Source organism: Mesorhizobium shangrilense (assembly GCF_040537815.1).
GTDB lineage: Bacteria > Pseudomonadota > Alphaproteobacteria > Rhizobiales > Rhizobiaceae > Mesorhizobium > Mesorhizobium shangrilense.
This window is the reverse complement of sequence record NZ_JBEWSZ010000001.1, coordinates 4,259,639-4,285,994: the sequence shown is the minus strand read 5'-3', so window position 1 is coordinate 4,285,994 and position 26,356 is coordinate 4,259,639. Positions and strand designations below refer to the sequence as shown.

General features: G+C 63.5%; 24 protein-coding genes. 11 read left to right on the top strand and 13 right to left on the bottom strand.

Annotated elements, in window-relative coordinates:
* Positions 1-3: 3 nt before the first annotated feature.
* The gene (puuE, locus tag ABVQ20_RS20725) at positions 4-1,422 is read right to left on the bottom strand and encodes an allantoinase PuuE (protein ID WP_354461337.1); all 1,419 of its coding nucleotides are present in this window, start codon (positions 1,420-1,422) and stop codon (positions 4-6) included.
* A 202-nt stretch (positions 1,423-1,624) separates the two neighbouring features.
* Between puuE and uraH the strand changes: the two genes are divergently transcribed.
* From uraH to ABVQ20_RS20700, 5 genes are all read left to right on the top strand, one after another.
* A complete protein-coding gene (gene uraH / locus ABVQ20_RS20720) occupies positions 1,625-1,999 on the top strand; it encodes a hydroxyisourate hydrolase (protein ID WP_354461336.1) in 375 nt (124 codons plus the stop codon).
* Positions 2,000-2,002: 3 nt separating this feature from the next.
* On the top strand, positions 2,003-3,484 hold the full coding sequence (gene xdhA / locus ABVQ20_RS20715; RefSeq protein WP_354461335.1) for a xanthine dehydrogenase small subunit: 1,482 nt from the start codon (positions 2,003-2,005) through the stop codon (positions 3,482-3,484).
* Positions 3,484-5,847 (top strand): xanthine dehydrogenase molybdopterin binding subunit, encoded by a 2,364-nt coding sequence (gene xdhB, locus ABVQ20_RS20710; protein ID WP_354462238.1) that lies wholly within the window; start codon positions 3,484-3,486, stop codon positions 5,845-5,847. Before xdhA ends, xdhB begins: the two co-directional genes overlap by 1 nt.
* A gap of 61 nt (positions 5,848-5,908) precedes the next feature.
* A complete protein-coding gene (gene xdhC, locus ABVQ20_RS20705) occupies positions 5,909-6,943 on the top strand; it encodes a xanthine dehydrogenase accessory protein XdhC (protein ID WP_354461334.1) in 1,035 nt (344 codons plus the stop codon).
* 100 nt (positions 6,944-7,043) lie between these two features.
* Positions 7,044-7,880 carry a PhzF family phenazine biosynthesis protein gene (locus ABVQ20_RS20700; RefSeq protein ID WP_354461333.1) on the top strand — a complete coding sequence of 279 codons (837 nt, stop codon included), beginning with the start codon at positions 7,044-7,046 and terminating at the stop codon, positions 7,878-7,880.
* A gap of 13 nt (positions 7,881-7,893) precedes the next feature.
* On the opposite strand, the gene ABVQ20_RS20695 is transcribed toward ABVQ20_RS20700, so the two are convergent.
* The 3 genes from ABVQ20_RS20695 to ABVQ20_RS20685 all read right to left on the bottom strand — a co-directional run bounded on the left by ABVQ20_RS20695 (position 7,894) and on the right by ABVQ20_RS20685 (position 11,192).
* On the bottom strand, positions 7,894-9,150 hold the full coding sequence (locus ABVQ20_RS20695) for an LLM class flavin-dependent oxidoreductase (RefSeq protein WP_354461332.1): 1,257 nt from the start codon (positions 9,148-9,150) through the stop codon (positions 7,894-7,896).
* Complete coding sequence (locus ABVQ20_RS20690) at positions 9,147-10,166, bottom strand: LLM class flavin-dependent oxidoreductase (RefSeq protein ID WP_354461331.1); 1,020 nt, start codon at positions 10,164-10,166, stop codon at positions 9,147-9,149. The genes ABVQ20_RS20695 and ABVQ20_RS20690 overlap by 4 nt, the downstream gene beginning before the upstream one ends.
* 105 nt (positions 10,167-10,271) lie before the next feature.
* Entirely contained in the window at positions 10,272-11,192 is a 921-nt protein-coding gene (locus ABVQ20_RS20685; protein ID WP_354461330.1) for a LysR family transcriptional regulator, read from the bottom strand.
* 241 nt (positions 11,193-11,433) lie between these two features.
* Between ABVQ20_RS20685 and ABVQ20_RS20680 the strand changes: the two genes are divergently transcribed.
* From ABVQ20_RS20680 to ABVQ20_RS20665, 4 genes are all read left to right on the top strand, one after another.
* Entirely contained in the window at positions 11,434-12,651 is a 1,218-nt protein-coding gene (locus ABVQ20_RS20680) for a urate hydroxylase PuuD (RefSeq protein WP_354461329.1), read from the top strand.
* 63 nt (positions 12,652-12,714) lie between these two features.
* A complete protein-coding gene (gene guaD, locus ABVQ20_RS20675) occupies positions 12,715-14,028 on the top strand; it encodes a guanine deaminase (RefSeq protein ID WP_354461328.1) in 1,314 nt (437 codons plus the stop codon).
* A gap of 138 nt (positions 14,029-14,166) precedes the next feature.
* Complete coding sequence (locus ABVQ20_RS20670) at positions 14,167-14,670, top strand: heme-degrading domain-containing protein (protein ID WP_354461327.1); 504 nt, start codon at positions 14,167-14,169, stop codon at positions 14,668-14,670.
* Entirely contained in the window at positions 14,667-15,932 is a 1,266-nt protein-coding gene (locus tag ABVQ20_RS20665; RefSeq protein WP_354461326.1) for a glycerate kinase type-2 family protein, read from the top strand. Before ABVQ20_RS20670 ends, ABVQ20_RS20665 begins: the two co-directional genes overlap by 4 nt.
* A 164-nt stretch (positions 15,933-16,096) precedes the next feature.
* On the opposite strand, the gene ABVQ20_RS20660 is transcribed toward ABVQ20_RS20665, so the two are convergent.
* From ABVQ20_RS20660 to ABVQ20_RS20645, 4 genes are all read right to left on the bottom strand, one after another.
* The gene (locus ABVQ20_RS20660; protein WP_354461325.1) at positions 16,097-17,560 is read right to left on the bottom strand and encodes a UdgX family uracil-DNA binding protein; all 1,464 of its coding nucleotides are present in this window, start codon (positions 17,558-17,560) and stop codon (positions 16,097-16,099) included.
* A 2-nt stretch (positions 17,561-17,562) separates the two neighbouring features.
* Positions 17,563-18,798 (bottom strand): putative DNA modification/repair radical SAM protein, encoded by a 1,236-nt coding sequence (locus ABVQ20_RS20655; RefSeq protein WP_354461324.1) that lies wholly within the window; start codon positions 18,796-18,798, stop codon positions 17,563-17,565.
* Positions 18,799-18,887: 89 nt separating this feature from the next.
* The gene (locus ABVQ20_RS20650) at positions 18,888-20,273 is read right to left on the bottom strand and encodes a glutamine synthetase family protein (protein ID WP_354461323.1); all 1,386 of its coding nucleotides are present in this window, start codon (positions 20,271-20,273) and stop codon (positions 18,888-18,890) included.
* A 32-nt stretch (positions 20,274-20,305) separates the two neighbouring features.
* The gene (locus ABVQ20_RS20645; protein ID WP_354461322.1) at positions 20,306-21,688 is read right to left on the bottom strand and encodes an aspartate aminotransferase family protein; all 1,383 of its coding nucleotides are present in this window, start codon (positions 21,686-21,688) and stop codon (positions 20,306-20,308) included.
* A 152-nt stretch (positions 21,689-21,840) separates the two neighbouring features.
* On the opposite strand from ABVQ20_RS20645, the gene ABVQ20_RS20640 reads away from it, so the two are divergent.
* Entirely contained in the window at positions 21,841-22,287 is a 447-nt protein-coding gene (locus ABVQ20_RS20640) for a hypothetical protein (RefSeq protein ID WP_354461321.1), read from the top strand.
* Between the two features lie 20 nt (positions 22,288-22,307).
* On the opposite strand, the gene ABVQ20_RS20635 is transcribed toward ABVQ20_RS20640, so the two are convergent.
* Entirely contained in the window at positions 22,308-22,739 is a 432-nt protein-coding gene (locus ABVQ20_RS20635; protein WP_354461320.1) for a MarR family winged helix-turn-helix transcriptional regulator, read from the bottom strand.
* Between the two features lie 64 nt (positions 22,740-22,803).
* Here ABVQ20_RS20635 and ABVQ20_RS20630 point away from each other — a divergent pair, with 64 nt between their 5' ends.
* Positions 22,804-23,256, top strand: coding sequence for a hypothetical protein (locus tag ABVQ20_RS20630; RefSeq protein ID WP_354461319.1), 453 nt, complete (start codon positions 22,804-22,806; stop codon positions 23,254-23,256).
* A 19-nt stretch (positions 23,257-23,275) separates the two neighbouring features.
* Here the strand turns inward: ABVQ20_RS20630 and ABVQ20_RS20625 are convergent, their stop codons facing one another.
* From ABVQ20_RS20625 to ABVQ20_RS20610, 4 genes are all read right to left on the bottom strand, one after another.
* Complete coding sequence (locus ABVQ20_RS20625) at positions 23,276-24,250, bottom strand: WD40 repeat domain-containing protein (protein WP_354461318.1); 975 nt, start codon at positions 24,248-24,250, stop codon at positions 23,276-23,278.
* A gap of 107 nt (positions 24,251-24,357) precedes the next feature.
* Positions 24,358-24,885, bottom strand: a complete 528-nt coding sequence (locus tag ABVQ20_RS20620) for a GNAT family N-acetyltransferase (protein WP_354461317.1) — start codon at positions 24,883-24,885, stop codon at positions 24,358-24,360.
* Positions 24,882-25,160 carry a type II toxin-antitoxin system TacA family antitoxin gene (locus ABVQ20_RS20615; protein ID WP_354461316.1) on the bottom strand — a complete coding sequence of 93 codons (279 nt, stop codon included), beginning with the start codon at positions 25,158-25,160 and terminating at the stop codon, positions 24,882-24,884. The genes ABVQ20_RS20620 and ABVQ20_RS20615 overlap by 4 nt, the downstream gene beginning before the upstream one ends.
* A 79-nt stretch (positions 25,161-25,239) precedes the next feature.
* Complete coding sequence (locus ABVQ20_RS20610) at positions 25,240-26,304, bottom strand: CobW family GTP-binding protein (protein ID WP_354461315.1); 1,065 nt, start codon at positions 26,302-26,304, stop codon at positions 25,240-25,242.
* Positions 26,305-26,356: the final 52 nt, after the last annotated feature.

Here is a 26,356-nt window from a genome sequence, read left to right as displayed (position 1 = left end):
AACCTATGAAGGGAGCATGTCCTTGAGGCGGAGCAACGCGATGCGCTCGACCTGTTTGCAGGCGGTGCCGAATTCGGCCGCGCGGCTGTTGCCGATGCGCGTTTCGAACTCCGCCAGGATCTCCTCCTTGGTCTTGCCCTTCACCGCGATGATGAACGGGAAGCCGAAGGTGGTGACGTAGGCGGCGTTGAGCTTGGAGAACAGTTCGCGCTCCTTGTCGGTCAGCGCGTCGAGGCCGGCCGAGGCCTGTTCCCTGGTCGATTCCGCGGTCAGCCGCTTGGCCTTTGCCAGTTTGCCGGCAAGATCGGGATGAGCGTTGAGCACGCCGAGCCGCTCGGTTTCGCTGGCGGAGCGGAAAATGCGGCAGAGCGCATTGTGCAGGCCGCCGGCCGTATCATGCGCCGGGCCGAGTTCAAGTTCGTAGGCGCGCTCAGCAATCCACGGCGAATGCTCGAACACGCCGCCGAATGTGTGAACGAACGTCTCGAATTCCATCTTCGACGGACGCAGCGCCGCCGGCTTGTAGGGATGGTTCTCTTGCCAGTGTTTGGCGATATCGATGCGTCGCGCCAGCCAGACCTTGTCGTGGGACTTCACATAGTCGACGAAGCGCTTCAGCGCGGCCACCCGGCCGGGACGTCCGACGAGGCGGCAATGCAGGCCGATGTTCATCATGCGCGGCCGACCGGCCTTGCCCTCGGCATAGAGCGTGTCGAAACTGTCCTTCAGATAGGCGAAGAACTGGTCGCCCGAATTGAACCCCTGCGGCGTGGCGAAGCGCATGTCGTTGGCGTCGAGCGTATAGGGGATGATGAGCTGGGCGCCATCTTCGTGCTCGAACCAGTAGGGCAGTTCGTCGTCATAAGTGTCCGACACATAGTCGAAGCCGCCTTCCTGCGCTGCCAGCCGCACGGTGTTGACCGATGTGCGGCCAGTGTACCAGCCGGTCGGGCGTTGGCCCGTCACTTCGTAGTGCAGCTTGATTGCGTCTTCCAGGTCGCGGCGCTCGTCCTCCGCGGCATAGTCGCGGTAGTCGATCCATTTCAGCCCGTGCGAGGCGATCTCCCAGTCGGCTTCCTGCATCGCCGTGACCTGGTCGGGCGACCGGGCGAGCGCGGTGGCGACGCCGTAGCAGGTTATCGGTACGTCGGCCTCGGTGAACAGGCGAAGAAGCCGCCAGAAACCAGCGCGGGCGCCATATTCGTAAATCGATTCCATGTTCCAGTGGCGTTGGCCAAGCCAGGGCGCGGCGCCGACGATCTCGGACAGGAAGGCTTCGGATGCCTTGTCGCCATGCAGGACGCAGTTCTCGCCGCCTTCCTCGTAGTTGACGACGAACTGAACCGCGACATGCGCTCCGTCAGGCCATTTCGGATCCGGTGGATTGGCTCCGTAGCCGCGCATGTCTCGTTCGTAACGCATGGTCCCTCCTGCCGGACATCGCCGGGAGCGTGCTCAAGATAGTCGAAAGGGTCGCGTGCGCATTCCCCCGAAATTTTTGAAAGTGTTTTTGCCGCGCTCCGCTCGACCGGGACTTATGCATCGCCTTTAATTGGCGCACAATTCATCAGTAGAGTTCGGCTGTACCTGGCCAGTTCGTCGTATTGGAAATGGGAGGCTGCCAATGGCAGAAACGTCGAAAGCCGATGGCGGGCGTCTGACGACGCATGTCCTCGACACCGCGACCGGCAAGCCGGCGGCAGGGCTGTCGATCGAGCTCTATCGCGTCGATGGCACCGCGCGCACCCATTTGAAGACCGTTGCCACCAATGCCGACGGCCGCTGCGACGCACCATTGCTGGCCGGCGCGGACTTCCGCACTGGCGAATACGAGCTGGTTTTCGCGGCAGGCGACTATTTGCGCCGCCAGGGAACGAAACTGCCTGAACCGGCCTTCCTCGATATCGTACCGATCCGCTTCGGCATGGCCGAACCGGTGCATTACCACGTGCCGCTGCTCGTCTCGCCCTATGGCTATTCGACCTACAGGGGAAGCTGAGGCATGGCCACGGTCACGACACGCAACGAGATACGCTTCATCCTCAACGGGCAAGACGTAGCCCTGACCGCTGTCGCGCCCGACGAGACCTTGCTCGACTGGCTGCGGCTCAACCGCACCCTGCGCGGCACCAAGGAAGGCTGCGGCGAGGGCGACTGTGGCGCCTGCACGGTGCTGGTTGGAAGGCTGTCCGCCGGTGGGCTGGTCTATGAGAGCGTCAATGCCTGCATCCGCTTCCTCGGCTCGCTCGATGGCACCCATGTGGTGACGATCGAGCATCTGCGCGGCGAGCCGGGCAAACTGCATCCGGTCCAGCAGGCGATGGTCGATTTCCACGGCTCGCAATGCGGCTTCTGCACGCCGGGCTTCGTCATGTCGCTCTATGGCCTGTGGATGAAGTCGCCGGAACCGTCCGACGGGGCAATAGAAAAGGCGCTACAGGGCAATCTCTGCCGCTGCACCGGCTATGAGGCGATCATGCGGGCGGCGCGCGCCATCTCCAGCTACGGCAAGGTTGCCAGGGATCCGCTGGCGGCCGAGCGCAAGACGATCACGGCCCGGCTCGAAGCGATGAACGACGGCCTGCGCGTCGAGATCGGCACGGCCAAGGCGCGGCTGATCGTGCCGGCCGATGTCGATGATTTCGCTGACATCCTCGACCAGGAGCCGGGCGCCACCATCGTGGCCGGCTCGACCGATGTCGGCCTGTGGGTGACCAAGCACATGCGCGACATCTCGCCGGCTGTGTTCATCGGCAATCTCGACGGCCTGTGCGCGATGTCCGAGGAGGATGGTGTCATCACCATCGGCGCCGGCGTCACCTACACCGAGGCATTCTCGACGCTCGCCAAACGCATCCCGCCGCTGGGCGCGCTGGTCGATCGCATCGGCGGCGAACAGGTGCGCAACATGGGAACGATCGGCGGCAATGTTGCCAACGGTTCGCCGATCGGCGACACGCCGCCGCCCTTGATCGCGCTCGGCGCTCGGCTGACGCTGCGCAAGGGCAAGGAGCGGCGGACGATCCCGCTGGAAACCTTCTTCATTGCCTATGGCAAGCAGGACCGCCAGCCCGGCGAGTTCGTCGAGGCGGTGCATGTGCCGGTTCCGGCCAAGGGCACGAAATTCGCCGTCTACAAGGTCACCAAGCGCCGTGACGAGGACATCACGGCTACGCTCGGCGCATTCCTGCTGACGCTGGCCGGGGATGGCACGGTGGCGGATGTCCGCATCGCCTATGGCGGCATGGCGGCCACGCCGAAACGAGCCTCAGCGGTGGAGAACGCGCTGCTTGGCAAGCCATGGACGGAAGAGACCGTCGAGGCCGCAATGGCTGAGTATGCCAGGGATTTCACCCCACTGACCGACATGCGCGCTTCCGCCGAATACCGGGCGCTGGCGGCGCGCAATCTGCTGTTGCGCTTCTTTGCCGAGACAAGCGGCACCAGGGAGCCGATCCAGGTTTCAAGGTACGAGGCGGCATGATGAACAAGCACGCCACCCAGAATCTCAAGGCGGTAAAAATCGTGGGCGGCGTTGCCACTGACCAGCGCCATGATTCCGCGCACAAGCATGTCGACGGCACGGCCGTTTACATCGACGACATGCCGGAGCCGGCCGGCACGCTGCATGTCGGGCTCGGCCTCTCGAAGGTGGCGCACGGCAGCCTGAAGAGCGTCGACCTCTCGGCCGTGCGCACGGCTCCCGGCGTCGTCGATGTGCTCACCTATGCTGACGTGCCTGGCGAGAACGACGTGTCGCCAAGCAACATGCATGACGATCCGGTGCTGGCGGAAGGCAAGGTGCAGTTCTTCGGCCAGCCGATCTTCGCTGTCATCGCCACGACCCGCGAGCATGCGCGCCGCGCCGCGCGGCTGGCCAGGATCGAATATGATGAATTGCCCGCCATCATCGGCATCTGCGATCTCGATCCGGTCAAGGACAAGCTTGTCACCACGCCGCTGACCTTGCGGCGCGGCGATGCGGCCGCTGCGATTGCCGCTGCGCCGCGTCGGGTGAAGGGGCGGATGAAGCTTGGCGGACAGGACCACTTCTACCTCGAGGGCCAGGTGTCGTTGGCGGTGCCGGGCGAAGATGACGAGGTTCTGGTCTATTGTTCGACGCAGGGGCCAAGCGAAACGCAGCATCTGGTCGCTCATGCGCTCGGCGTGCCCAGCCATGCGGTGACGGTCGAAGTCCGCCGCATGGGCGGCGGCTTCGGCGGCAAGGAAACACAGGCCAACCAGTGCGCGGCAATCGCCGCTATCGCGGCCAAGAAGCACAAACGCGCCGTCAAGGTCAGGCTCGACCGTGACGAGGACATGACCGCCACCGGCAAGCGGCACGACTTCGCCATCGATTATGAGGTCGGCTTCGACGACGAGGGCAATATCCTCGGCGTCGACTACATGTTCGCACTCAATGCCGGCTTCTCGGCCGACCTGTCCGGTCCGGTCGGCGACCGTGCGCTGTTCCATTGCGACAACGCCTATTTCTATCCGAATGTCCACGCCAGGTCGGCGCCGCTTTACACCAACACCGTTTCCAACACGGCTTTCCGGGGCTTCGGCGGTCCGCAGGGCATGGTCGGCGCCGAGCGCGTCATCGACGAGGTTGCCTTCGCGGTCGGCAAGGACCCGCTCGAAATCCGCAAGCTGAATTTCTACGACCCGATGGAGGCGATCGGCACCCGCAACGTCACGCCCTACCACCAGAAGGTCGAAGACAACATCATCCAGCGCATCGTCGCCGAGCTGGAGGAAAGTGCCGACTATGCCGGAAGGCGACGCGAGATAGCGGCCTTCAACGCCAACAGCCGCTTCATCAAGCGCGGCCTGGCGCTGACGCCGGTCAAGTTCGGCATCTCCTTCACCAAGACCGAGTCCAACCAGGCCGGCGCGCTGGTGCATGTCTACGCCGATGGCTCCGTGCACATGAACCATGGCGGCACCGAAATGGGCCAAGGCCTGCACCTCAAGGTGGCGCAGGTCGTGGCCGAGGAATTCCAGATCGATCTCGAGCGGGTAAAGATCACCGCCACCACCACCGCCAAGGTGCCGAACACGGCACCGACGGCGGCGTCTTCGGGCGCCGACCTCAACGGCATGGCGGCGCAGAATGCGGCGCGGCAGATCCGCAAGCGGCTCACCGACTTCGCGGCCGAGAAATATCAGGTTCCGGTCGATCAGGTGGTGTTCCTGCCCAACCGGGTTCGCGTCGGCAACCAGGAAATTAGCTTCAACGATCTGGTCAAACAGGCCTACATTTCGCGCGTACAGCTTTCGGCCGCCGGTTTCTACAAGACTCCGAAAATCCATTGGGACCGCAGCAAGGGCCAGGGCCACGCCTTCTACTACTACGCCTATGGCGCGGCCTGCGCGGAAGTGTCGGTGGACACGCTGACCGGCGAATATGTCGTCGAGCGCGCCGACATCCTGCACGATTGCGGGCGCTCGCTGAACCGGGCGATCGACATCGGCCAGGTCGAGGGTGGGTTCATCCAGGGCATGGGCTGGCTGACGACGGAAGAGCTCTGGTGGGACGACAAGGGAAGGCTGCGCACGCATGCGCCATCGACCTACAAGATCCCGCTCGCCTCCGACCGCCCGAAGATCTTCAACGTGGCGCTGACCGACTGGTCGCAAGCCTATGAGCCGACCATCCATCGCTCCAAGGCGGTCGGCGAGCCGCCCCTGCCGCACGGCATGTCGGTGTTGCATGCCTTGTCGGATGCGGTCGCGAGCGTAGCTGACAACAAGATCTGTCCGCGCCTCGATGCACCTGCGACACCGGAGCGGGTGTTGATGGCGATCGAACGGCTGAAGAAAGAGATGAAAGCAGGGGCCTGAAGCGGCAAACCGTGCAATTCGGACCGAAAAAGCCTATATTTCCCGATTGGGAACGCGAGATATGAACTCGAAAGTGCAAAGCCTTAAAGCCTTTCTTGGCCGCGCCGGCCGGCTCGCCCTGGTCGAAGTGGCGAGCACGAAGGGCTCGACGCCACGCGAAAAGGGCGCCTTCATGCTCGTCTCGCAAGCGGCGATCCTTGGCACGATCGGCGGCGGCCAGCTCGAATACATGGCCATCGACAAGGCACGGCAGATGCTTTTCTCCCCCCTTGAGGGGGAGATGGCCGCGAAGCGGTCAGAGGGGGTCCTCTCAGGAGGCACCGCGAGGGCGTCGAGCACTGCCGCAACGACCCCCTCTGTCGGCTTCGCCGACATCTCCCCCTCAAGGGGGGAGAGATCCCGCGCCACCAGGGGGAGGGATGCCCGCATCGAAGTCGACGAAGTCTGCGCCACGCTCGATGTGCCGCTCGGGCCGGAGATCGGTCAATGCTGCGGCGGGCGCGTCGAGGTGCTGATCCGGCTTGTCGATGCTCCCCTCGCTGCTGAACTGGTTGCGGCTGCCGAAGCCGAGGAGGCGCACTTGCCGCATGTCTATATCTTCGGCGGTGGCCATGTCGGCCAGGCGCTGGCGTCGACGATTGCGCTTCTTCCCGTGCACGGCGTCGTCGTCGAGACGCGCGCCGAGGCGCTGGAAGGCATGCCGGAAACCGTCGAGACGCGACTGACGGCGATGCCGGAAGCCATGGTGCGCGATGCTCCGGCAGGCGCGGCCTTCGCCATCCTCACCCACGACCACGCGCTGGATTTCCTGATCGTCGCCGAAGCGCTGAAGCGCGATGACACCGCCTATGTCGGCATGATCGGCTCGAAGACGAAGAAAGCGACGTTCAGGAACTGGTTCCTGAAATCGGCGGATGGCAGCGAAGCCGAATTCGCCCGCCTCGTCTCGCCGATCGGCGGCGATGCGGTCAAGGACAAGCGACCGCCCGTCATCGCAGCGCTTGCGGCCGCCGAGATCATGACCGCGCTGGTCACTCATGCTGCTGTATCAAATGCCGGCCATCATGCCCCGCATGACAAGGCGATGGCCGGCTAGCCTCGTCGGATACGTCACAGCTGCTCATTGATTTCGTCATTTCCCAATCGCTCGAAAATCGCGTTTGCTGTGTCGGCATTGCAGCACGAGGCGAAGACATATGAACGTTCTGAAAATTGCGGCCTTTTCGGATGGAGAAGCCGGCGGTAATCCTGCTGGAGTCCTGATCGGCGACGTCTTGCCCGATGCCGCCGAAATGCAAGGCATCGCGGCGCGGGTAGGGTTCTCGGAGACCGCCTTTGCCGCACGCGATGGGAACAACTGGCGGGTGCGTTATTTCTCACCGGAATCCGAGGTGCCCTTTTGCGGTCACGCCACCATAGCTCTTGGCGCGGCGTTGGTCCGGCAATTTGGCGACGGCATTTTCCCGCTGACCCTCAACCAGGCGAGCATCACCGTCGAAGGATTCCGCGATGGCGCGAATGTCGCTGCCGCGTTGCAGTCGCCGCCAACACGCAGCAAGGCTGCCTCGCCGGAGTTGATTGCCGAGGCGCTGGCGCTGTTCGGCTATACAGCGGGCGATCTAGATGCGGCCATTCCACCGGCCTTGATCCATGGCGGCGCGGATCATCTTGTGCTGGCCCTCAAGTCGCGCGAGGCGCTGGCCGCCATGCGCTATGACCTGAAAGCCGGCCAGGCCTTCATGCGGCGGGAAGGGCTGGTGACGGTCCTGCTTGCCTATGCCGAGACGCCGCGATTGTTCCACACGCGCAATCCGTTTGCGTCCGGCGGCGTCTACGAGGATCCGGCGACGGGTGCCTCGACGGCCGCATTCGCTGGCTATCTGCGCGACATAGGCTGGCCGCATGGCGGCGCGATCGACATCGTGCAGGGCGAGGACATGGGCATGCGTTCGCGCCTGCATGCCGATATTCCGCCGGAAATCGGCAACTCGATCAGGGTCTCCGGCACTGCCCGGATGATGGACGAGGCGTAGGCGTCGTTCAGTCTCAGGCAGGCCGTTTCAAGCCGAGATGGTCGCGCAGCGTGCGGCCTTCGTAGTCCCTACGGAACAGGCCGCGCCGTTGCAGTTCCGGCACGACCAGCGTGGCAAAGGCATCGAGTTCGCCGGGGAACCAGGAGGGCATGACGTTGAACCCGTCGGCCGCACCGCCCTCGAACCGCGCCTGCAACTCGTCGGCGACCTGCGCCGCCGTGCCGACGATGCGCCAATGGCCCCGCGCCCCAGCGAAATGGCGGGCAAGCTGGCGGATGGAAAGGCCGTCGCGGCGCGATTGCTCGACGACCAGCGCCTGCCGGCTTTTCATCCCTTCGCTCTCCGGCAGTTCGGGCAGTGGCCCGTCGATCGGATAGCGCCAGAGGTCGGAGATGCTGAGATAGCTGGACAGCAGGGCGACACCGACATCATCGGGGATCAGCTCCTGCAATTCCTCGTGTTTCTCGCGGGCTTCAGCTTCCGTTTCCGCCACCACGGGCGCAACCCCGGGCATGATCTTGATGTCGTCGGGTTCGCGTCCATACGCTGCCATGCGCCCTTTCAGATCGTCGTAAAAGGCCTTGGCTTCCTCGAATGTCTGGGCCGCCGTGAACACCACGTCGGCGGTGCGGGCGGCAAGGTCGCGGCCGACATCCGAGGCACCGGCCTGGACCATCACCGGTGCGCCCTGGGGCGAACGCGGCAGGTCGAGCGGGTCGCGAACCGAAAAGCTCTGGCCGTCATGCCCGGAAGCGCCGCCGTGCCAAAGTCCGGTCACCACTTCGGCGAACTCACGCGCCCGCTCATAGCGGTCAGCATGGGGCTTGAGGCCGGTCGAGCCGAAATTGGCGGCCTCGATGGGACTGGCTGAGGTGACCAGGTTCCAGCCGGCCCGGCCGCCGCTGAGATGGTCGAGCGACAGAAAGGTCCGCGCCAGCCCGTAAGGCTCGTTGTAGCTTGTCGACGCTGTCGAAACGAGACCGATGCGGCTGGTCTGGACGGCCAGCGCCGACAGCAAGCTGATGGGCTCGAAGCCGATCGAGCGCGACGTCTGGCTGGCGATGCCGACATTGGCCTCGCGCAGGCCGGCGGCGTCCTCGCAGAAGACCATGTCGAACTTCGCCGCTTCCGCCGTGCGCGCCAGCTGGATGTAATGATCGATGTCGACGCCGGCCATGACATGCGCCTTGGGATGGCGCCAGGCGGCAATGTGGTGGCCTGTCGCCCAAAGGAAGGCGCCGAGCTTCATCTGGCGGGACGCAGCGGTCATTGGTCACCTCCGCCGGCAAGTCCAAGATGCGAGCGCAGGGTCGTCCCGCGATAGCTCTCTCGAAACAGGCCACGCCGCTGCAACTCCGGCAAAACCAGATCGATGAAGTCGTCGAGCGCTGCAGGCTGCATTGGCATCCGGATGTTGAACCCGTCGCAGCCTTTTGACTGGAATTGTCCCGCCAGCCTGTCGGCGGAGATGGTCGGCCTGCCATCGGTGATGGGCGCGATGGTCGTCAGAACCTTCACGGCATCCGGGGCGCGCCCGTTGACGGCAACGCGACGCTTTAGATTGTCATGGCGTGCTTTCGCGCCATCGATCGGTCCGTCATCCAGAAGAATGACATCGGCGGTCCGGGCGGCAATATCCATGTCGGGCTCCGACAGGCCGGACAGCACCAGCAACGGCGTGTCCTGTGGCGATCTCGCGACGTTCAGCGGTCCTTGCACGGAAAAGAACTCGCCCTTGTGGTCGAGCAGATGCATCTTCTCGGGATCGTGGAAGCGACCACCGCTCTTGTCGAACAGCAGTGCATCCGCATCCCAGCCCTGCCACAACCCCTGGACGATGCCGATATATTCGTCCGTGCGGCGGCGAAAATCGTCAGGCGAAAACCCTTCCGATCGGCTGAAATTGGCCGCTTCGCGCGGGGCCTGCGCCATGGTCGCATTCCAGCCGGCGCGGCCATGGCTGATGATATCGAGCGAGGCGAAACGGCGCGCCAGATTGTAGGGCTGGTGGCCGATGGTCGACGCCCCGGCGACGAGGCCTATCCTGCTCGTCACCGTTGCGAGCGCCGCCAGCAAGGTCGTCGCTTCGAAGGGCGCCTGCCTGCTTACGGCATCACCAGCGGGAGCCGGCGCGGAATCGGCGATAACAACCATGTCCAGCTCGGCTGCTTCAGCCTTTTGCACAAGCTGCGCCAGACGATCGAATTCAGGTTCGGACCCGGGCGATCCATCGGCGGCTCCGGGGAACAGCGAAACGGCAAGATGCATTGTGGCGCCGTTGTCCATCGATGATCCCTGCAAGACGAAATGGAACCCGGACTATGTTCGCCGGTTGCGGGGATGGCAACCGCTGGCGCTGGGCCAACTGCCGGTCACTTGCCGGCCAGCCCATCACCGGCCCGCCAAGAGATCGTTGATCAGCCGCTGGCAACGCTCGGCCATGAAGTCGAGCAGCAGCCGCACTTTCGGATCCTGCAGCTTCTTGTGCGGATAGACGGCGGCGAACTGAACCGGCGTCGGCGGCGTGTTGGTCAGGATCACCTTCAGTCGCCGGTCCCGGATGAACGGCTCGACCTCGAAGCGTGGCTTGTTGATGATGCCACGCCCGGACAGCGCCCAGCCGGTCAGCACATCGCCGTCGTCGGTGTCGTAGGGACCGTGCACTTCGAATTTCTGCGGACCGGTGGGCGTCTGCAAGGTCCAGACATATTCGCGCGCGCCGGAATAGCGCAGCATCAGGCAATCGTGCTTCTTGCCGATCAGTTCCTGCGGTTCCGTCGGCTCACCGCGCGCTTCCAGATATTTCGGCGCCGCCACCAGCACCCGCTCGCATTCCATGATGCCGCGCATCCTGAGGCTGGAATCCTCGATGATGCCGAGCCGGAAGGCGACGTCGATGCCTTCCTTCATGATGTCGACATTGTGGTCCGAGAGCCTCAGCCGCACCTCGATGTCGGGGTATTTGTCGTGGAAATCGGGAATGCCCGATGCTACCAGCCGCCGTCCCAGGCCCAAGGGGGCTGTGACCCGGATGGTGCCGCGCGGTTGGCCGGACAGTGCGGATACCGCGGCTTCCGCCTCGGTGATCGCCTCCAGAACCTGCTTGGCGCCGGAATAGAACACGTTGCCGTGCTCGGTCGGCATCAATTGACGTGTCGTGCGGTTGAACAGCCGCACGCCAAGATGCTTTTCCAACTCCTTGATGCGGTTGGAGGCGACCGCCGGCGAAATGCGCATGTCGCGGCCGGCCGCCGACAGATTGCCGAGTTCGACGACGCGGACGAAAACGGCAATGTTGTCGAGATAGGCCATGCGGTTCCGTGGCTTTCATGCTGCGGCTTGTTGCGACTCTAGTTCATGCCCCCGAAATTCGGAATCGATTTTCGGAAAGGATCATGAACCAGCTAAAATATTCTACAGCGTCCTTTGCGCGTCCAAGGGGACGCGCGGCGCTGTAGTATTTTCCATTTTTTTTTGAAAGTCATCGTACACTTCGCCTCTTTTCGTTTGCGTTCAAGCCCGTAAAGTCACCGGACTGGCAGGGACGACTTCAATGATGGATTTCGCGATTTTCTGGGACTGGCTGAGCTTTGCCGTGCGCTGGCTGCATGTCGTCACCGGCATCGCCTGGATCGGCTCTTCCTTCTATTTCGTCGCGCTCGATCTCGGCCTGCGCCAGCGTCCGGGCATGCCCGTCGGCGCCTTCGGCGAGGAATGGCAGGTGCATGGCGGCGGCTTCTACCACATCCAGAAATATCTGGTGGCGCCAGCCGAAATGCCAGAGCACCTGACCTGGTTCAAATGGGAATCCTACGCCACCTGGCTGTCCGGCTTCGCCATGCTCTGCGTCGTCTACTATGCTGGTGCGGACCTCTTCCTGATCGATCCCAACGTGCTGCCAATGTCGGTGCCGGTCGGTATCCTGCTGTCCATGGCAACCATCGGCGTCGGCTGGGTCGTCTATGACCTTCTGTGCCGCTCGCCGCTGGGAAAAAGCGACACCGGCCTGATGCTGTTGCTGTATTGCGTGCTGGTGTTCATTGCCTGGGGGCTGACGCATCTGTTCACCGGCCGCGCCGCCTTCCTGCATCTCGGCGCCATCACCGCCACGATCATGTCGGCCAATGTCTTCATGGTCATCATTCCCAACCAGAAGATCGTCGTCGCCGACCTCATCGCCGGCCGCAAGCCAGATCCGAAATACGGCAAGATCGCCAAGCAGCGCTCGCTACACAACAACTACCTGACGCTGCCGGTGCTGTTCCTGATGCTGTCGAACCACTATCCGCTGGCCTTCGGCACCCAGTTCAACTGGGTCATCGCCTCGCTGGTGTTCATCATCGGCGTGCTGATCCGGCACTATTTCAATACAGTGCACAAGCGCGCCGGAAACCCGCACTGGACTTGGCTGGGCGCCCTTGTCTTGTTCATCATCATCATCTGGCTGTCGACCGTGCCGAAGGTGCTGACCGGCGAGCCGAAAGCGTCTGCCGAGGCCCAAGTCTATATTGCCTCGGCGCATTTCCCGGCCGTTCGCGACACCGTGCTCGGGCGCTGCTCGATGTGCCATGCACAGGAGCCGTCCTATGAAGGCATCTATCACGCGCCGAAGGGCGTGATGCTCGACACCGACGCCAACATTGCCAACCACGCCCGCGAGATCTACCTGCAGGCCGGCCGCAGCCATGCGATGCCGCCCGCCAACGTCACCCAGGTCACCGACAAGGAACGGGCGCTGCTGGTGGCGTGGTTCGAGGGCGCGGGCAAATAGCCTGGCGGGGCAGGCTCTTCGTCGCGGGCGAGGGCATCTCAAGACAATGACATGGCGGATTTCATGACCACCACACTTCTGCGCGGCCGAACCCTGTCCTTCCTGCGCTGGCCCGAAACCATCGACGACCATTCCGCCTGGCGCTACGAGGAGGATGGTGGCCTGCTGATCCGGGACGGCCGGATTGTTGCCGCCGGCGCCTATGCCGACGTCGAGAAACAGGCGGGCGAAGGAGCAAAAAAGATCGATCACCGGCCGCATCTTCTGCTGCCGGGCTTCATCGATGCCCATGTGCATTTTCCGCAGATGCAGATCATTGCCTCATACGGCGCCGAACTGCTCGACTGGCTGAACACCTACACGTTTCCGGAAGAGACGAAGTTCGCCAATGCCCAGCATGGCCGCCGCATCTCCAGGCTGTTCCTCGACGAGATGGTGCGCCACGGCACCACTACGGTGGTCGCCTATTGCTCGGTGCACAAGGCCTCCGCCGAAGCCTTCTTCGCGGAATCGCACGACCGCAACATGCTCAACATCGCCGGCAAGGTGATGATGGACCGCAATGCGCCCGAAGGTGTGCTCGACACGCCTCAGTCCGGCTATGACGACACCAAGGCACTGGTCGCGCAATGGCATGGCAAGGGCCGGCAGCACTATGCCATCACGCCGCGCTTCGCCATCACCTCATCGCCGGAACAGATGGAGATGGCCGGCGCACTATGCCGCGAACATCCCGACCTGCATATGCAGACGCATCTGTCCGAAAACCACGCCGAGATCGCCTTCACCCAGCAACTCTATCCCTGGTCGCGCGATTACACCGACGTTTACGAGCATTACGGGCTGCTGGGGAAGAAGAGCCTGTTTGGCCACTGCATCCATCTCTCGGAACGCGAGGCGGATGCGCTCTCGGAGAGCGGCTCGGTGGCGGTATTCTGCCCGACCTCGAACCTGTTCCTCGGCTCCGGCCTGTTCGATTATCAGCGCTACCGCACGCGTGACAAAGCCCTCCGGATCGCGGCGGCCACCGATGTCGGCGGCGGCACCAACTATTCGATGCTGCGCACCATGGACGAGGGCTACAAGGTGATCGCGTTGAACGGCGAGAAGCTGAACCCGTTCCAGTCCTTCTGGCAGATGACGCGTGGCAATGCCGAGGCGCTGTCGGTGGCTGAAAAGGTCGGCACGCTGGATGAGGGGACCGACGCCGACATCGTCGTGCTGGATGCCCGCGCCACGCCGGCGATGCGCTTGCGCATGGAGACGGTGGGCACGCTGGCGGAAGAGCTGTTTCTGCTACAGACGCTGGGAGATGACCGCGCCGTGCGCGAAGTCTATGTCGCGGGGCGGCCGGCCAAGACCGACATGGCGCTTTAGGCATGTCGATATTCAGGTGATGCCGGCCTGACCTGAATCTCGACATACCTGCGCGCCCGACCCTACGGTGTCGCACAGACGCTTGACCCGGCGGCAGCCATCGGTCAAAGCGTGCGGCGAAGTTGACAGGGGAACGACATGGCCGTTGCTGACGACATTGCTCTGATCAAGAAACAGGAGGAGACTCTTGTCTTCCCGGCTTTCGATGAAGCCGTGGCCTTCAAGATCGGTTCGGCCATCCGCGACCGCGCTGTGGCCGAAAACCTGCCCGTCATTGTTGATATCCGCACCTTCGACCGGCCGCTGTTCTATGCAGCGATGCCCGGTTCGAACGCCTCCAATCCCGACTGGGCGCGGCGCAAGATCAATGTGGTCCGGCGGTTTCTCCGGAGCACTTATCGCCTGGTGCTGGAGCAGCAGCGTCCCGACCGCACCTTCAAGGTGGGTGAGGGGCTGGACATAGCCGACTACGTGCTGGCCGGCGGCGGCTTTCCGGTGACCGTGAAGGGCGCCGGCGTCATCGGCGTGATCGCGGTGTCCGGCCTGCCGGAGCGCGAGGATCACTCTGTCGTGGTCGATGCGCTCTGCGATCACCTGGGCATCGACAAGCGCGGGCTGGCACTGGCTCCGGAAGAAAAATGACCGGCATGGACTCCAAGCTCTTCCTCACATCGATCTTCAACGCTGCCGTTGCGGCCGCCGATCCGGAACGCACGATCCGCGATCATTTGCCGGCGAAGCCCAAGGGTCGCACCATCGTCATTGGCGCGGGAAAAGGCTCGGCACAGATGGCCGCGGCCTTCGAAAAGGTCTGGGACGGACCTATCGAAGGGCTGATCGTCACCCGCTATGGCTATGGCGCCAAATGCGAGCGCATCGAAATCATCGAGGCGGCGCATCCAGTGCCTGATGCCGCCGGGCTCGAGGCCTCGCGCCGCCTGCTGGCAAAGGTGCAGGGCCTGACAGCGGACGATCTGGTCGTGGCGCTCATTTCCGGTGGCGGCTCGGCGCTGTTGCCGTCTCCAGCCGGCAGCTTGACGCTGGCCGACGAGATCGCCGTCAACGAGGCGCTGCTTGCTTCCGGCGCGCCGATAGCGGCGATGAACACTATCCGCAAGCATGTTTCCACCATCAAGGGTGGTCGGCTGGCGGCGACCGCCTGGCCAGCCAGGGTCGTGTCGCTGGTCGTCTCCGACATTCCCGGCGACAATCCCGCGCTGGTCGCCTCCGGTCCAACCGTTCCCGACACCGGTAGCCGCGAAGATGCGCTGGCGTCGATCGCCGCTTATGACATGAAGCTGCCGGCCTCGGTGATGGCGCATATCAATTCGCCGGTCGCCGATGCCCCAAGTCCCGATGATCAGCGATTTTCGCGCAACGAAGTGCATCTGATCGCCTCGGCTGGAGTCTCACTGGAAGCGGCCGCAGCGGAAGCCAAGCGGCAAGGCATCGACGCCGTCATCCTTTCGGACTCGATCGAGGGCGAAGCGCGCGAGGTTGGTGGTGTCCATGCCGCGATCGCGCGCGAAGTGGCAACGCGCAACCGGCCGTTCCCGAAGCCTGTGCTGATCCTGTCGGGCGGTGAAACCACGGTGACCTTGCGCGCCAAGGGCAAGGGGGGCCGCAACTCGGAATTCCTGCTTGCCTTCGCCATCGGCATCAACGGTGCGGAAGGCATCCACGCCCTGGCCGCCGACACCGACGGCATCGACGGTTCGGAGAACAATGCCGGCGCCTTCGCCGATGGTTCGACCGTGTCGCGCATGCGGGCGGCCGGCGTCGATGCCAAGGCGATGCTGGCCGGCAACAATGCCTGGACGGCATTCAATGCCGTTGGCGATCTGTTTGCGCCCGGCCCGACCGGCACGAATGTCAATGATTTGAGGGCGATTCTGGTTCGATAGAGAACCGCTGCAGTTTTGACAGATTGGACGCTCATCGGGCCAAGCTTCCACAGTCGAATTTCTCGCATCGTTGGAGATTGGCCGGAGCTCTCCCAACTTCGTCATCCCTGGGCGAAGCAGGAGCGAAGCTCCGTCGTGGAGACCCTGGGATCCATTCCGTGACCTCACGCCGCCATCAGCCGCTTCACCTCTCTCATATCCCTTAGAAACCGCTCGCGTTCAGCGTCCTTGTCCGCGGGCTCATGGATGCGCAGGATGAAGGAGGGGTGGATGGTGATCAATACCCGCAACCCGTCCTCGCGCTCGATCACTTGGCCGCGCATTTTTGTGACAGGGATCGCCTTGCCCAGCAGCGACAACGCCGCCGTTGCGCCCAGCGCCACGGCAAGATCCGGCTTGATCTGCGCGAATTCCCGGTCGATCCACCAGCGGCAGGCCTGGACTTCGCCGGCATTCGGTTTGGAATGGATGCGGCGCTTGCCGCGCGGCTCGAATTTGAAATGCTTGACCGCGTTGGTGACGTAGACTTTCCGCCGGTCGACCCCAGCATCGTCCAGTATGGCATCGAACACCTTGCCTGCCGGGCCGACGAAAGGTTTGCCGGCGATGTCTTCCTGATCGCCCGGCTGTTCGCCGACGAAGATCACTCGGGCATTGTCAGGTCCTTCGCCGAACACGGTCTGCGTCGCGTCGCGCCACAGCGGGCAGCGGCGGCAACCCTTGGCTGCTTCACGCAATGCGGAAATCGTGGTGGCACCATCGTCCTCCGTCGCCTCGGCCGGCTCACGCTTCGGCCAATGCTTTGCCTGCACCTTGGCGTGGTGCGGCGCTGGCGTCGTCGGCATCCTGGCAATCATATCCTTGGCGGCCTTGTCCGCTCCCGCGATCAATTCAGGAATGAGCGAGGCCTCGGGAAGGTTCCGCCAATATTTCTTCGGCATCTCCTTCTGCATGGCTTTCACCTTCAGCCGCGCCGGGTTGAAGATGTTCTCGAAATAGGTGCGCCACAGCGCCTCCGTGTCGTCCTGCGTCGGCGCATCGCCCTTGGCTGCGCCCGGCCCGATGGCCAGCCTTTTGCCATCCCAATCAGCGGAGGCATAGGGCGTCAGGATGGTCCAGCGCATGCCGGTGAATCGCCTGACGAAGAAATCCGCGTTGCGCTCGACGATGAAATGATCGGGCTCGAACCAGGCGACATAGCGCTCATCGTCGCCATCGCCGATCTTTCGGAAACGCACGAAGGCATGCATCTTGTGGCTATCGCGGCGTACCGCCTTCTCCATGGTTTCGAGGCGCCTGGTGTCGGGATCCGACGCAATCGACAGCAATTTGGGTTCGCTTCGCAATCGCCACAGCAGCCGGTAGAGAAAAGCGAAACGGCCGGGGTCGGAATGGCAGAAGGCCGTTTCGGCGTGCCCGATGAAGTCTCGCGGCACCGCGAGCTGCGCGCCCGCGGGTACGGCCGGCAAATCGGTTTGAGTGGAGTCCGATGCGACATGCCAGCCGATGTCCTCGGGTTTGACCTCGTTCAGCGCCAGCCGCCGCGCCGCATCGCGCCAGCCGGCAAAATCGGTCTCGCTGTCGAGCCGAACGCTGTATCGGGCAAGATTGAGCTCGGCCGGCTGCATGGTCAAAACAGCGACAGTTGTTCGCAGGAACGTACGATCTTGCCGCGCAAGCCGGCCTTGTCGGTGAGCGCGCCCGGCGACCAGCCTTCGGCGATAATGAAGGGCCGCAGCTTGGTGATCGACTGGCAGAGGCGCCCGACATCTTCCAGCCGCAGCCGCCGGTGGCGGCGGGTCTCCAGGATTTTCATCACCACCTTGGTGCCCAGACCCGGCACGCGCAGCAGCGCTTCGCGGTCGGCGCGGTTGATATCGACGGGGAATTGCCCCCGGTTGCGCAGCGCCCAGGCCAGCTTCGGGTCGATGGCGAGGTCGAGCATGCCATCGCTGCTGCCGGCGAGGATTTCTGGCTGCGAGAATCCGTAGAACCGCATCAGCCAGTCGGCCTGATAAAGGCGGTGTTCGCGCATCAAAGGCGGCTTTTGCAAGGGCAGCGACGACGATGAATCGGGGATCGGGCTGAAAGCGGAATAATAGACACGCCGCAAATGGTAGCTGCCATAAAGCCGCGCGCTGGTGTGCAGGATGCCGTCGTCGGAGGTCTTGTCGGCACCCACGATCATCTGCGTCGATTGTCCGCCCGGCGCGAAGCGTTCGCGCTTTTTGGTCCTCAGCGTCGGCTCGGCTTTTTCCTCCATCTTCTGGCGCAGCTTGGCCATCGAAAGGCGGATGGTTTCCGGCTTCTTTTCCGGCGCCAATCTCTTCACGCCTTCGTCGGTCGGCAGCTCGACATTGATCGACAGCCGGTCGGCATAGAGCCCCGCCTTCTCGACCAGTTCCGCCGAGCTTTCCGGAATGGTTTTCAGATGGATGTAGCCGGAGAACTTCTCGTCCAGCCGCAGCCGCCGCGCCACTTCGACCATCTCGCCCATGGTCTCATCCGGAGAGCGGACGACGCCCGAGGACAGGAACAGGCCCTCGATGTAATTGCGCCGGTAGAAATCCATGGTCAGCTTGACCACCTCACCGACGGTGAAGCGGGCGCGCTGCACATTCGAGGAAGAGCGGTTGATGCAATAGCTGCAATCATAGATGCAGAAATTGGTGAGCAGGATCTTCAGCAGCGAAATGCAACGGCCGTCCGGCGCGTAGGAATGGCAGATGCCCATGCCCTCCGTGGAGCCGATGCCCCCGGAGTTCAGCGAATCGCGCTTGGTCGATCCCGATGAAGCGCAGGATGCATCGTATTTGGCGGCATCGGACAGGATCGCCAGCTTTTCGAGAACGGTGAGTGCGGTCATTCGTTCATGATATGTTCTAAATGACCGGCGCACCACCACATTTGATGTAAGGCGGCGAAAAGTGATCACCGCCTCAGATCTTTCTGAGCTCAGACCTCGTGCAGATAGAGGTGGTAGTCCAGTTCGCTGACCGTGCGTGCCACACGCAGGTACTCGGACTGCTTGATTGCCACGAAGGTGCGGTGCAGGTCTTCGCCAAGAGCTTCCTTGAGGAAGGTGGAAGCCCTGGCCGCCTCGATCGCCGCGCGCCAATCCACCGGCATCGTCGTGCGCGTGATCGCAGACTCATAGCCGTTGCCGGTCGTCTCTGGTCCGGGATCGAGGCCTTCATCGAGGCCCTTGATGATGCCGGCCAGTACGGTCGCCGCGATCAGATAGGGGTTGGCATCAACGCCGGACGGCCGATGCTCGATGCGCCGGTTCCTGGCGTCGCCGGCCGGCACGCGCAGCGCCACCGAACGGTTGTTGACGCCCCAGGTCGGCGCCACCGGCGCATAGGATTGCGAAACGAAGCGGCGCCAGGAATTGGCGTGCGGCGCAAACACCAGCATGGACTCCGCCATTGTCTGGATGAGACCGCCGAGCCCCTGGAGCAGCGGCAGCGACCAGCTCTCGCCGCCGGCTTCGGCGAAGACATTTCGGCCGGCCTTGTCCTGCAGCGAGACATGGAAATGCATGCCGGAGCCGGCATATTTCTCGATCGGCTTGGCCATGAAGCAGGCGGTGACGCCGTGGCGGCGCGCCTGCGCCCGCACAAGCCGCTTCAGCATGACCAGGTCGTCGGCCGCCCGCATCACATCCTTGCGGTAGTTCAGCGTCAATTCGTACTGGCCGGGAGCGTATTCGGAAATGACCGTCTCGGCCGGAATGCCCTGCGCCTTGGCGGCGGCATAGATGTCGGAGAACAGCGGCTCCATGCCGTGCAGATGGTCGACGGAATAGACTTCGGTCTTGCCGGAGACACGGCCATCGAGCACGGCGCGCGCCGGCTGCACCTTGCCATCGGCATCGCGTTCGTTGGCGAGGAGAAAAAATTCGAGCTCGAAGGCGCCTGCCGGATAGAGGCCCTTGGCCGCAAGGATTTCGACCTGTCGCGCCAGCGCCAGGCGAGGGTCGGAAGACATGGGCTGGCCGTCAAGCTGGTACATCGCCATCAGCACCTGGCCGCGCGCCGGGTTCGTGCCGTAGAGCGGCACAAGCGTGCCAGGGATCGGCCATGCCCTGAGATCGCCGTCACCCGTCGTCCAGATCAGCCCGGTTTCGTGCACATCCTCGCCGGTGATGTCGAGGCCGAGGATCGAGATCGGCATGTGCCGTCCGCCCTGGAATATGCTCATCAATTCGTGCCGCCGAACGATCTTGCCGCGCCCGACGCCATTGGCGTCGGTCAGCACGATATCGAAGGCCTCGATCTCGGGATGAGCGTCAAGAAAGGCTTGCGCCTCGGTGGGCGTCGAGCCCGAAGGTGAGGTCATGATGGCACTCTGGTTTTGCTCGCGCGCTTGTCTCATGCCGCAAGCTTTGCCGCAACCGCGCCGAAGGCGGCGATCAGCCGGTCCACCTGCGCGGCTGATGTCGCCGGCGAGATCAGCATCATGTTGTGGAAAGGCGCGATCAGCACGCCGCGATTGACCAGCGCGACATGGATGGCGGCCTCAAGCTCGGGCGCGTGCGCCGATTCCGCCTCGGCACCATTCCGCAGCGGGCCGGGCGCGCAGATGAACTCGACGCGGGCGCCGACGCGGGCAACATGCCAGGGCAGGCGGTGGCGCTCGATGGCGGCGCTGAGCCCGACGTCGAGCCGCTGCGCCAGTTTGTCCATCCGTGCATAATTCTCTTCGGTCATCACCTCTTCGAGCGTGGCGCGCATCGTCGCGAATTGCAGCGGGTTGGCCGACAGCGTCGTGCCCATGCCGGAATAGCCGGGTTCCTTGGTCCGGTTGTAGTCGGCATAGCGCGTGGCGACGTCGTCGCTCATGCCCCAGACACTGGCGGGCACGCCGCCGGCGATCGGCTTGCCCAGCACGAACAGGTCGGGGTCCAGGCCATATTTGCGTGTGTAGCCGCCGGGGCCGGTCGAGATCGTGTGCGTCTCGTCGATCAGCAGCAATGTGCCTGCCGCACGCGTCAGACGCCGCAATGCATCGTGGTAACCGGCGTCGGCTAGCACCATGCAGGAGTTGGTCAGCACCGGCTCGGCGATGACGCACGCGACATCCCTGTCCTTGAGCGCGGCCTCCAGGGCGGTGACATCATTGAACTCGATGACCTTCGCCGTGCGGGTCAGGTCGCGGAACTCGCCTGCCAGTCCCGGCCGGTTGACCGGCTTGCCATCGACGAGCCGCACCATCGTCTCGTCGACCGAGCCGTGGTAGCAGCCGTTGAAGACGAGGATCTTCTCGCGGCCGGTGACGGCGCGGGCGACGCGCAGCGCAAAGCGGTTGGCATCGGTCGCCGTCGTCGCGATCTGCCAGAAGGGCAGGCCGAAACGCTCCTGCAGCAGTGGGCCGATGGCGAGCGCGTCCTCCGAGGGCAGCATGTAGGTCAGGCCACGCCCGGCCTGGCGGCGGATGGCGCGCGCCACCGGCGGCGGCGAATGGCCGAACATCGAACCGGTGTCGCCAAGGCAGAAATCGTCGAGTTTGTTGCCATCGATATCGGTGATGCCCGCGCCCTTGGCGCTTTCGACCAGGATCGGAAACGGCGTCGGCCAGTCCTTCATCCAGTGCATGGGCACGCCGCCGAAAAAGCCGGGCAGGCCATTGCCGACCTTGGCCGCCGATTTCGGCCGCGCCTTTCGGAAGACCTCACCCTCGGTGTCGCGCAGTTCGGCGACGCGGTCAGCACTGATGCCGCCGATGGAAGTCTTCGAATTGTCGATGCTGTGCATGGATACCCCTCTCGTTGGCTCCTTCTAGCCAATAGGCATCCCGAACCGCAATTGGCCGCGCGATGGCTCTGTGTTGGCTCAGCGGTACTGGGTGCTTGACCCAGGCGCAGAGGTCAGCCTCAATGCAATCGCACAGGCGTGAAGTGGAAGACATGCGGACGATCATCTGCGCGACCATGCTGTTGCTGTCAGCCAATGCTGCTTTCGCTTCCGGCGGCATCTGGTGCTCCGCTGATGATGCGGCGGTAAAATTCCAGCTCGACGCCGGTGTCACCAACGGCTTGGGCAATCCCACCTTCAATTTTCGCGGCAGCCTTGAAATTCTGGGCAGACCCATAGGCGACGATTTGCGCAAGACGGTGTTCGAGAATTCCAACCTGACGCAGTACTGGCTCGACGACAGGGAATTGCGACTGCTCGTCTATCACGAGCACGAAGCATCAAAGATGTTCAGCTCCGTCGAACTGACGATCCTGACAAAGGCCACGGAGGAAGGCGTCTATGACGGGCAGTATACGCTTACTGTCTATGACAGTACGGCCGACACGGACCGCAAGTCCGTCGATTTCAGCGGCAAGGTCTCCTGCGGCGCCGAGTGAGTTTTCGCCGATCCGCTGCGTCAGTCCGTCTGCATCGACGCGATGGCGCGGCGCATCAGGTCGAGAAACAGCTGCCTTTCATCCGCGCTGAATCCGGCCATCGCCGCCTCGTTCTGTGAACGTGCCGCTTGCGTCGCCGGTTCGCGGAGCGCAATGGCTTTCGCGGTGAGATGGATCGACTGCGAGCGCCCGTCTTCAGGATGCGATCGTCTTTCGATCAGCCCGTCGCGCTCCATGCGGATCAGCGTGTTGGCCATCGTCGCCTGCTCGACGCTGAGCCGCCGCACCAGCTCCCGCTGTGTCAGGCCATCCTGTTCCCACAGCGCCAGCAGCGTCATGAACTGGGCGGGCGCCAGCCCCAGGGGCCGGATGCGCTGCTGCAGGCCATTTGCGAACAGCCGCGCCATATGGTTCGCCAGGAAACCGGCGGATCGTTCCTTCTGAAATGCCATGTCAGCCAGATATCAGTTGAATAGCATGCTATGCAATGATATATAGCATGCTATGGAGGAAGGCATGAAAACGAAAATCCACGCAGCCGCTGGCGCCGTGGCGCTTCTCACCGTATCGGCCTTCTGGCTGTCGACGGTGACGGTCGAACTGCTTGGCGACGCGGCGGCGATCACAATGGTGAAGACAAGCGTGCTGGCCGGCATGGCCGTGCTCATTCCGGCGATGATCATTGCCGTGGCATCGGGCTTCTCACTCGGCAAGGGGTGGAAGAACCAGGTGATCAATACCAAGAAGCGGCGCATGCGCATCGTCGCCGCCAACGGCCTGCTGGTGCTCCTGCCTTCGGCCATCGTGCTCGCAAGCTGGGCGCAGGCGGGGCGCTTCGATGCGGCGTTCCTTGGCCTTCAGGCGGTCGAACTCGTCGCCGGCGCGCTCAACATCACTCTGTTATCGCTCAACATGCGCGATGGGTTGTCGCTGCGCCGGAAGGTTGTCCTCGGCGCACGCAGCAGATAATGGCCCCGGCCGTGCCGTCTCAGGCCGCGATGTCGATGACGCCGCAGTCGCCGGCCGCGCTGCCGAAGGCGATGCGGCGCTCTTCCTTGTCCCACATCATCGAGGTGATCGCGCCCTTGCCCGGCCGGCGCAGCAGCACTTCCTTGGTGTCGGCAAAGCGCACCGCCATCACCATGCCGTCGTCATAGCCGATCGCCGCGACGTCCTGGCTTGGATGGCAGGCGACGGCGGTGACCATCGCGTTGCCGCGTGTACCGAGTTCCAGCGGCGCCTTGCCCATCGGTCCGTCCTTGCCCGAAAACGGCCAGACGATGGCCGCCGGCGCGCCGGAACTCGCCAGCCACTTTCCCTTCACGCTCCACGACAGGCTTTTGACCTTGCCGGGATAACCGGTCATGCGCATGTGCTTGCCGTCAGCGAGCTTCCAGCCATGCAGCGCGTTTTCCTGCATGGTGGTGACGAGGAAAGCACCGTCCGGCGAGAAGGTGACGCCGGTATGGGCGCCCGCCCATTCAAGCTCGACAGGCTTGCCCTCGGCGGCCGGGAAATGCAGCGTCGCGCCATTGTAGCGGGCGACGCCGAAGCGCATGCCCTTGGGCGAGAACGCCAGCCCCTCGACCGAACGCGGATGCGTAAATTCCCGGGTCTTGCCATCGGCGAAACGCACGAAAGCGGTCTTGCCCGTGGCATAGGCGATGGCGCCCTGCGGCCCGGCGGCGACGCTGGTGATCCATTTCTTGCCGGCGCTGGCCAGTTCGGCGGCATTGCCGCCGGCGGTGATCGCAAAAACCTTGCCGTCCTCACCGCCAGTGATCAGCCGATCGTTGGCCGCATCGTGGAAGGCGGCAAGCAATCCGTCATTGGCCTGCACCGTCTTGTGGCCATGGTCGAGCCGATGCACCGCGCCATCGGCCAGCGCGAAATGCGGCACGTCGCCGAGGAAGACGGCGGCGATGCAGTGGCCTTCAAGGTCAAGCGGGGCGACTGTGGGCATGGTGATCTTTGTTCATCCGGTCGAGATTGCATAGGCGCTCGGGCGGCTTACTCGACGTTTGCGGTTCCGGCAACCAGGAGGATCGGCGAAGTGGCGAGAGACCATTGTCAAAGCAGTCCCTTGGCCCGCAGATCGGTTGCGAACGTTGCCAGTGGCATCACCAGGGTTAAATCCGGTCCCTGGAGGCGCTCGGCTCCATAGCTGGCATACCACCTTGCGGCCCGCTCGCTCTTGGCATCGATGATGAGCAGGATGCCGCCACCCTCGGCGGCAAGCCGCAGGCAGCGCAACGCCGCGGCGGCAAGCAGTTGCCCTCCGAGCCCTTGCCCGGCGACGGAGTGGTTGGTCGCAAGTCGGGCAAGCTTGAAGCCGGAAACCTCGTGTCGCGCCAAGCCTCTCGTCATCGCTTCAGGAACGGTCTCATGAGCGACGGCCGACGGTGCGATCGTATAGAACCCGAGTATCCGCTCCGGAGCAGTGTCATCGATCGCGCAGAAGGTCTTGGCGGCGTTCTGATCGTGGCTCTGTCGCGCGAACCGCCGCAGAAAATTGTTCATCTGCGCATCGCCGCAATCGAAGGAAGCCCTATCGTGCCGTTTGGCAATGGGTTCCTCGTGCCAGGACGGAAGCGTCACAGAGTATCCGGAAGGGCGGCGATGGCTGCCCTGAGCTTGGCATTGGGTTTTGGCGGGTGCTCCAAGAGGTCGAGGATGCGCGTGAAGTCGCGGCTGGATACCTTCGTCACTTCGGCCGCTTCGATCACGGCCTGCGCTTCGGGCACGATCTTGTCGAGGATGAAGTCGGCCATGTCCTTATGCGACAGTGCCGCGGCACGAGCGATCATCGCCTTTTGCGCGGGGGGAATGCGGATTTGGTAGCGGTCGGTCTTGTTGTCTGCTGATCTAGGCATGGATCCCTCACGATGTACACATGATATGTGTACATCGCGAAATATTCAAGCCTCCTTGAGTTGCGCTGCCAGACCTCGCCTAGGCTTGGCAAGCCTCAAAACTCTTCTTCAGCCGCTCGGCGTCGAGGTCGCGGCCGATGAACACCAGTCGGCTCTCATGCTTCTCGCCATCCTTCCAGGCGCGCTGGTGGTCGCCCTCGATGATCATGTGCACGCCCTGGATGACATAGCGCTCGTCATCGCCCTTGAGCGCGATGATGCCCTTCAGCCGCAGGATGTTCGGGCCTTCCATCTGGGTGATCTTCTCGATCCACGGGAAGAACTTCTTCGAATCCATCTCGCCGCCGCGCAGCGACACCGACTGCACCGTTACGTCATGGATGGCCGAGGGGTGCGCGTGGTCATGATGATCGTGGCCGTCATGATCATGGTGATGATGGTCGTGATCGCAATCCGGGCCGCATTCGTGATCATGGTCATGATCGTCATGCGCCTCGAGGAAATGCGGGTCATTTTCCAGCGCCCGGGAAAGGTCGAAGGCGCCGCGGTCGAGCACTTCGGACAGCGCCACCCCAGCGCGCGTGGTGCGATGAATCCTGGCCGCTGGATTGATCGCGCGGATCGTCGCCTCGACCTTGGCCAGCTCTTCCGGCGTAACCAGATCGGTCTTGTTGAGCACGACGACATCGGCGAAGGCGATCTGGTCCTCGGCCTCCTTGGAATCCTTGAGCCGCAGCGGCAGGTGCTTGGCGTCGACCAGCGCCACCACGGCGTCGAGCCTGGTCTTGGAGCGCACGTCGTCGTCCATGAAGAAGGTCTGCGCCACCGGCACCGGATCGGCAAGGCCGGTCGTCTCGACCACGATGGCGTCAAAGCGGCCGGGACGACGCATCAGGCCCTCGACAACACGGATCAGGTCGCCACGCACCGTGCAGCAGACGCAGCCATTGTTCATCTCGTAGATTTCCTCGTCGGATTCCACGATCAGGTCGTTGTCGATGCCGATCTCGCCGAATTCGTTGACGATGACCGCATAACGCTTGCCGTGGTTCTCCGACAGGATGCGGTTGAGCAGCGTCGTCTTGCCGGCGCCGAGATAGCCGGTGAGAACGGTTACGGGAATCTGCGTCTGTGCGTCGCTCATGGCTTGCCTCGAAAAAATCTGGGCCTTGAAAAAAGTCCGGGCCTCGAAACTG

Excerpts from the sequence above, each read along its gene's own strand:
- puuE (WP_354461337.1), bottom strand. The coding sequence starts at position 1,422 with ATGCGTTACGAACGAGACATGCGCGGCTACGGAGCCAATCCACCGGAT.
- uraH (WP_354461336.1), top strand. The coding sequence starts at position 1,625 with ATGGCAGAAACGTCGAAAGCCGATGGCGGGCGTCTGACGACGCATGTC.
- xdhA (WP_354461335.1), top strand. The coding sequence starts at position 2,003 with ATGGCCACGGTCACGACACGCAACGAGATACGCTTCATCCTCAACGGG.
- xdhB (WP_354462238.1), top strand. The coding sequence starts at position 3,484 with ATGAACAAGCACGCCACCCAGAATCTCAAGGCGGTAAAAATCGTGGGC.
- xdhC (WP_354461334.1), top strand. The coding sequence starts at position 5,909 with ATGAACTCGAAAGTGCAAAGCCTTAAAGCCTTTCTTGGCCGCGCCGGC.
- ABVQ20_RS20700 (WP_354461333.1), top strand. The coding sequence starts at position 7,044 with ATGAACGTTCTGAAAATTGCGGCCTTTTCGGATGGAGAAGCCGGCGGT.
- ABVQ20_RS20695 (WP_354461332.1), bottom strand. The coding sequence starts at position 9,150 with ATGACCGCTGCGTCCCGCCAGATGAAGCTCGGCGCCTTCCTTTGGGCG.
- ABVQ20_RS20690 (WP_354461331.1), bottom strand. The coding sequence starts at position 10,166 with ATGGACAACGGCGCCACAATGCATCTTGCCGTTTCGCTGTTCCCCGGA.
- ABVQ20_RS20685 (WP_354461330.1), bottom strand. The coding sequence starts at position 11,192 with ATGGCCTATCTCGACAACATTGCCGTTTTCGTCCGCGTCGTCGAACTC.
- ABVQ20_RS20680 (WP_354461329.1), top strand. The coding sequence starts at position 11,434 with ATGATGGATTTCGCGATTTTCTGGGACTGGCTGAGCTTTGCCGTGCGC.
- guaD (WP_354461328.1), top strand. The coding sequence starts at position 12,715 with ATGACCACCACACTTCTGCGCGGCCGAACCCTGTCCTTCCTGCGCTGG.
- ABVQ20_RS20670 (WP_354461327.1), top strand. The coding sequence starts at position 14,167 with ATGGCCGTTGCTGACGACATTGCTCTGATCAAGAAACAGGAGGAGACT.
- ABVQ20_RS20665 (WP_354461326.1), top strand. The coding sequence starts at position 14,667 with ATGACCGGCATGGACTCCAAGCTCTTCCTCACATCGATCTTCAACGCT.
- ABVQ20_RS20660 (WP_354461325.1), bottom strand. The coding sequence starts at position 17,560 with ATGCAGCCGGCCGAGCTCAATCTTGCCCGATACAGCGTTCGGCTCGAC.
- ABVQ20_RS20655 (WP_354461324.1), bottom strand. The coding sequence starts at position 18,798 with ATGACCGCACTCACCGTTCTCGAAAAGCTGGCGATCCTGTCCGATGCC.
- ABVQ20_RS20650 (WP_354461323.1), bottom strand. The coding sequence starts at position 20,273 with ATGACCTCACCTTCGGGCTCGACGCCCACCGAGGCGCAAGCCTTTCTT.
- ABVQ20_RS20645 (WP_354461322.1), bottom strand. The coding sequence starts at position 21,688 with ATGCACAGCATCGACAATTCGAAGACTTCCATCGGCGGCATCAGTGCT.
- ABVQ20_RS20640 (WP_354461321.1), top strand. The coding sequence starts at position 21,841 with ATGCGGACGATCATCTGCGCGACCATGCTGTTGCTGTCAGCCAATGCT.
- ABVQ20_RS20635 (WP_354461320.1), bottom strand. The coding sequence starts at position 22,739 with ATGGCATTTCAGAAGGAACGATCCGCCGGTTTCCTGGCGAACCATATG.
- ABVQ20_RS20630 (WP_354461319.1), top strand. The coding sequence starts at position 22,804 with ATGAAAACGAAAATCCACGCAGCCGCTGGCGCCGTGGCGCTTCTCACC.
- ABVQ20_RS20625 (WP_354461318.1), bottom strand. The coding sequence starts at position 24,250 with ATGCCCACAGTCGCCCCGCTTGACCTTGAAGGCCACTGCATCGCCGCC.
- ABVQ20_RS20615 (WP_354461316.1), bottom strand. The coding sequence starts at position 25,160 with ATGCCTAGATCAGCAGACAACAAGACCGACCGCTACCAAATCCGCATT.
- ABVQ20_RS20610 (WP_354461315.1), bottom strand. The coding sequence starts at position 26,304 with ATGAGCGACGCACAGACGCAGATTCCCGTAACCGTTCTCACCGGCTAT.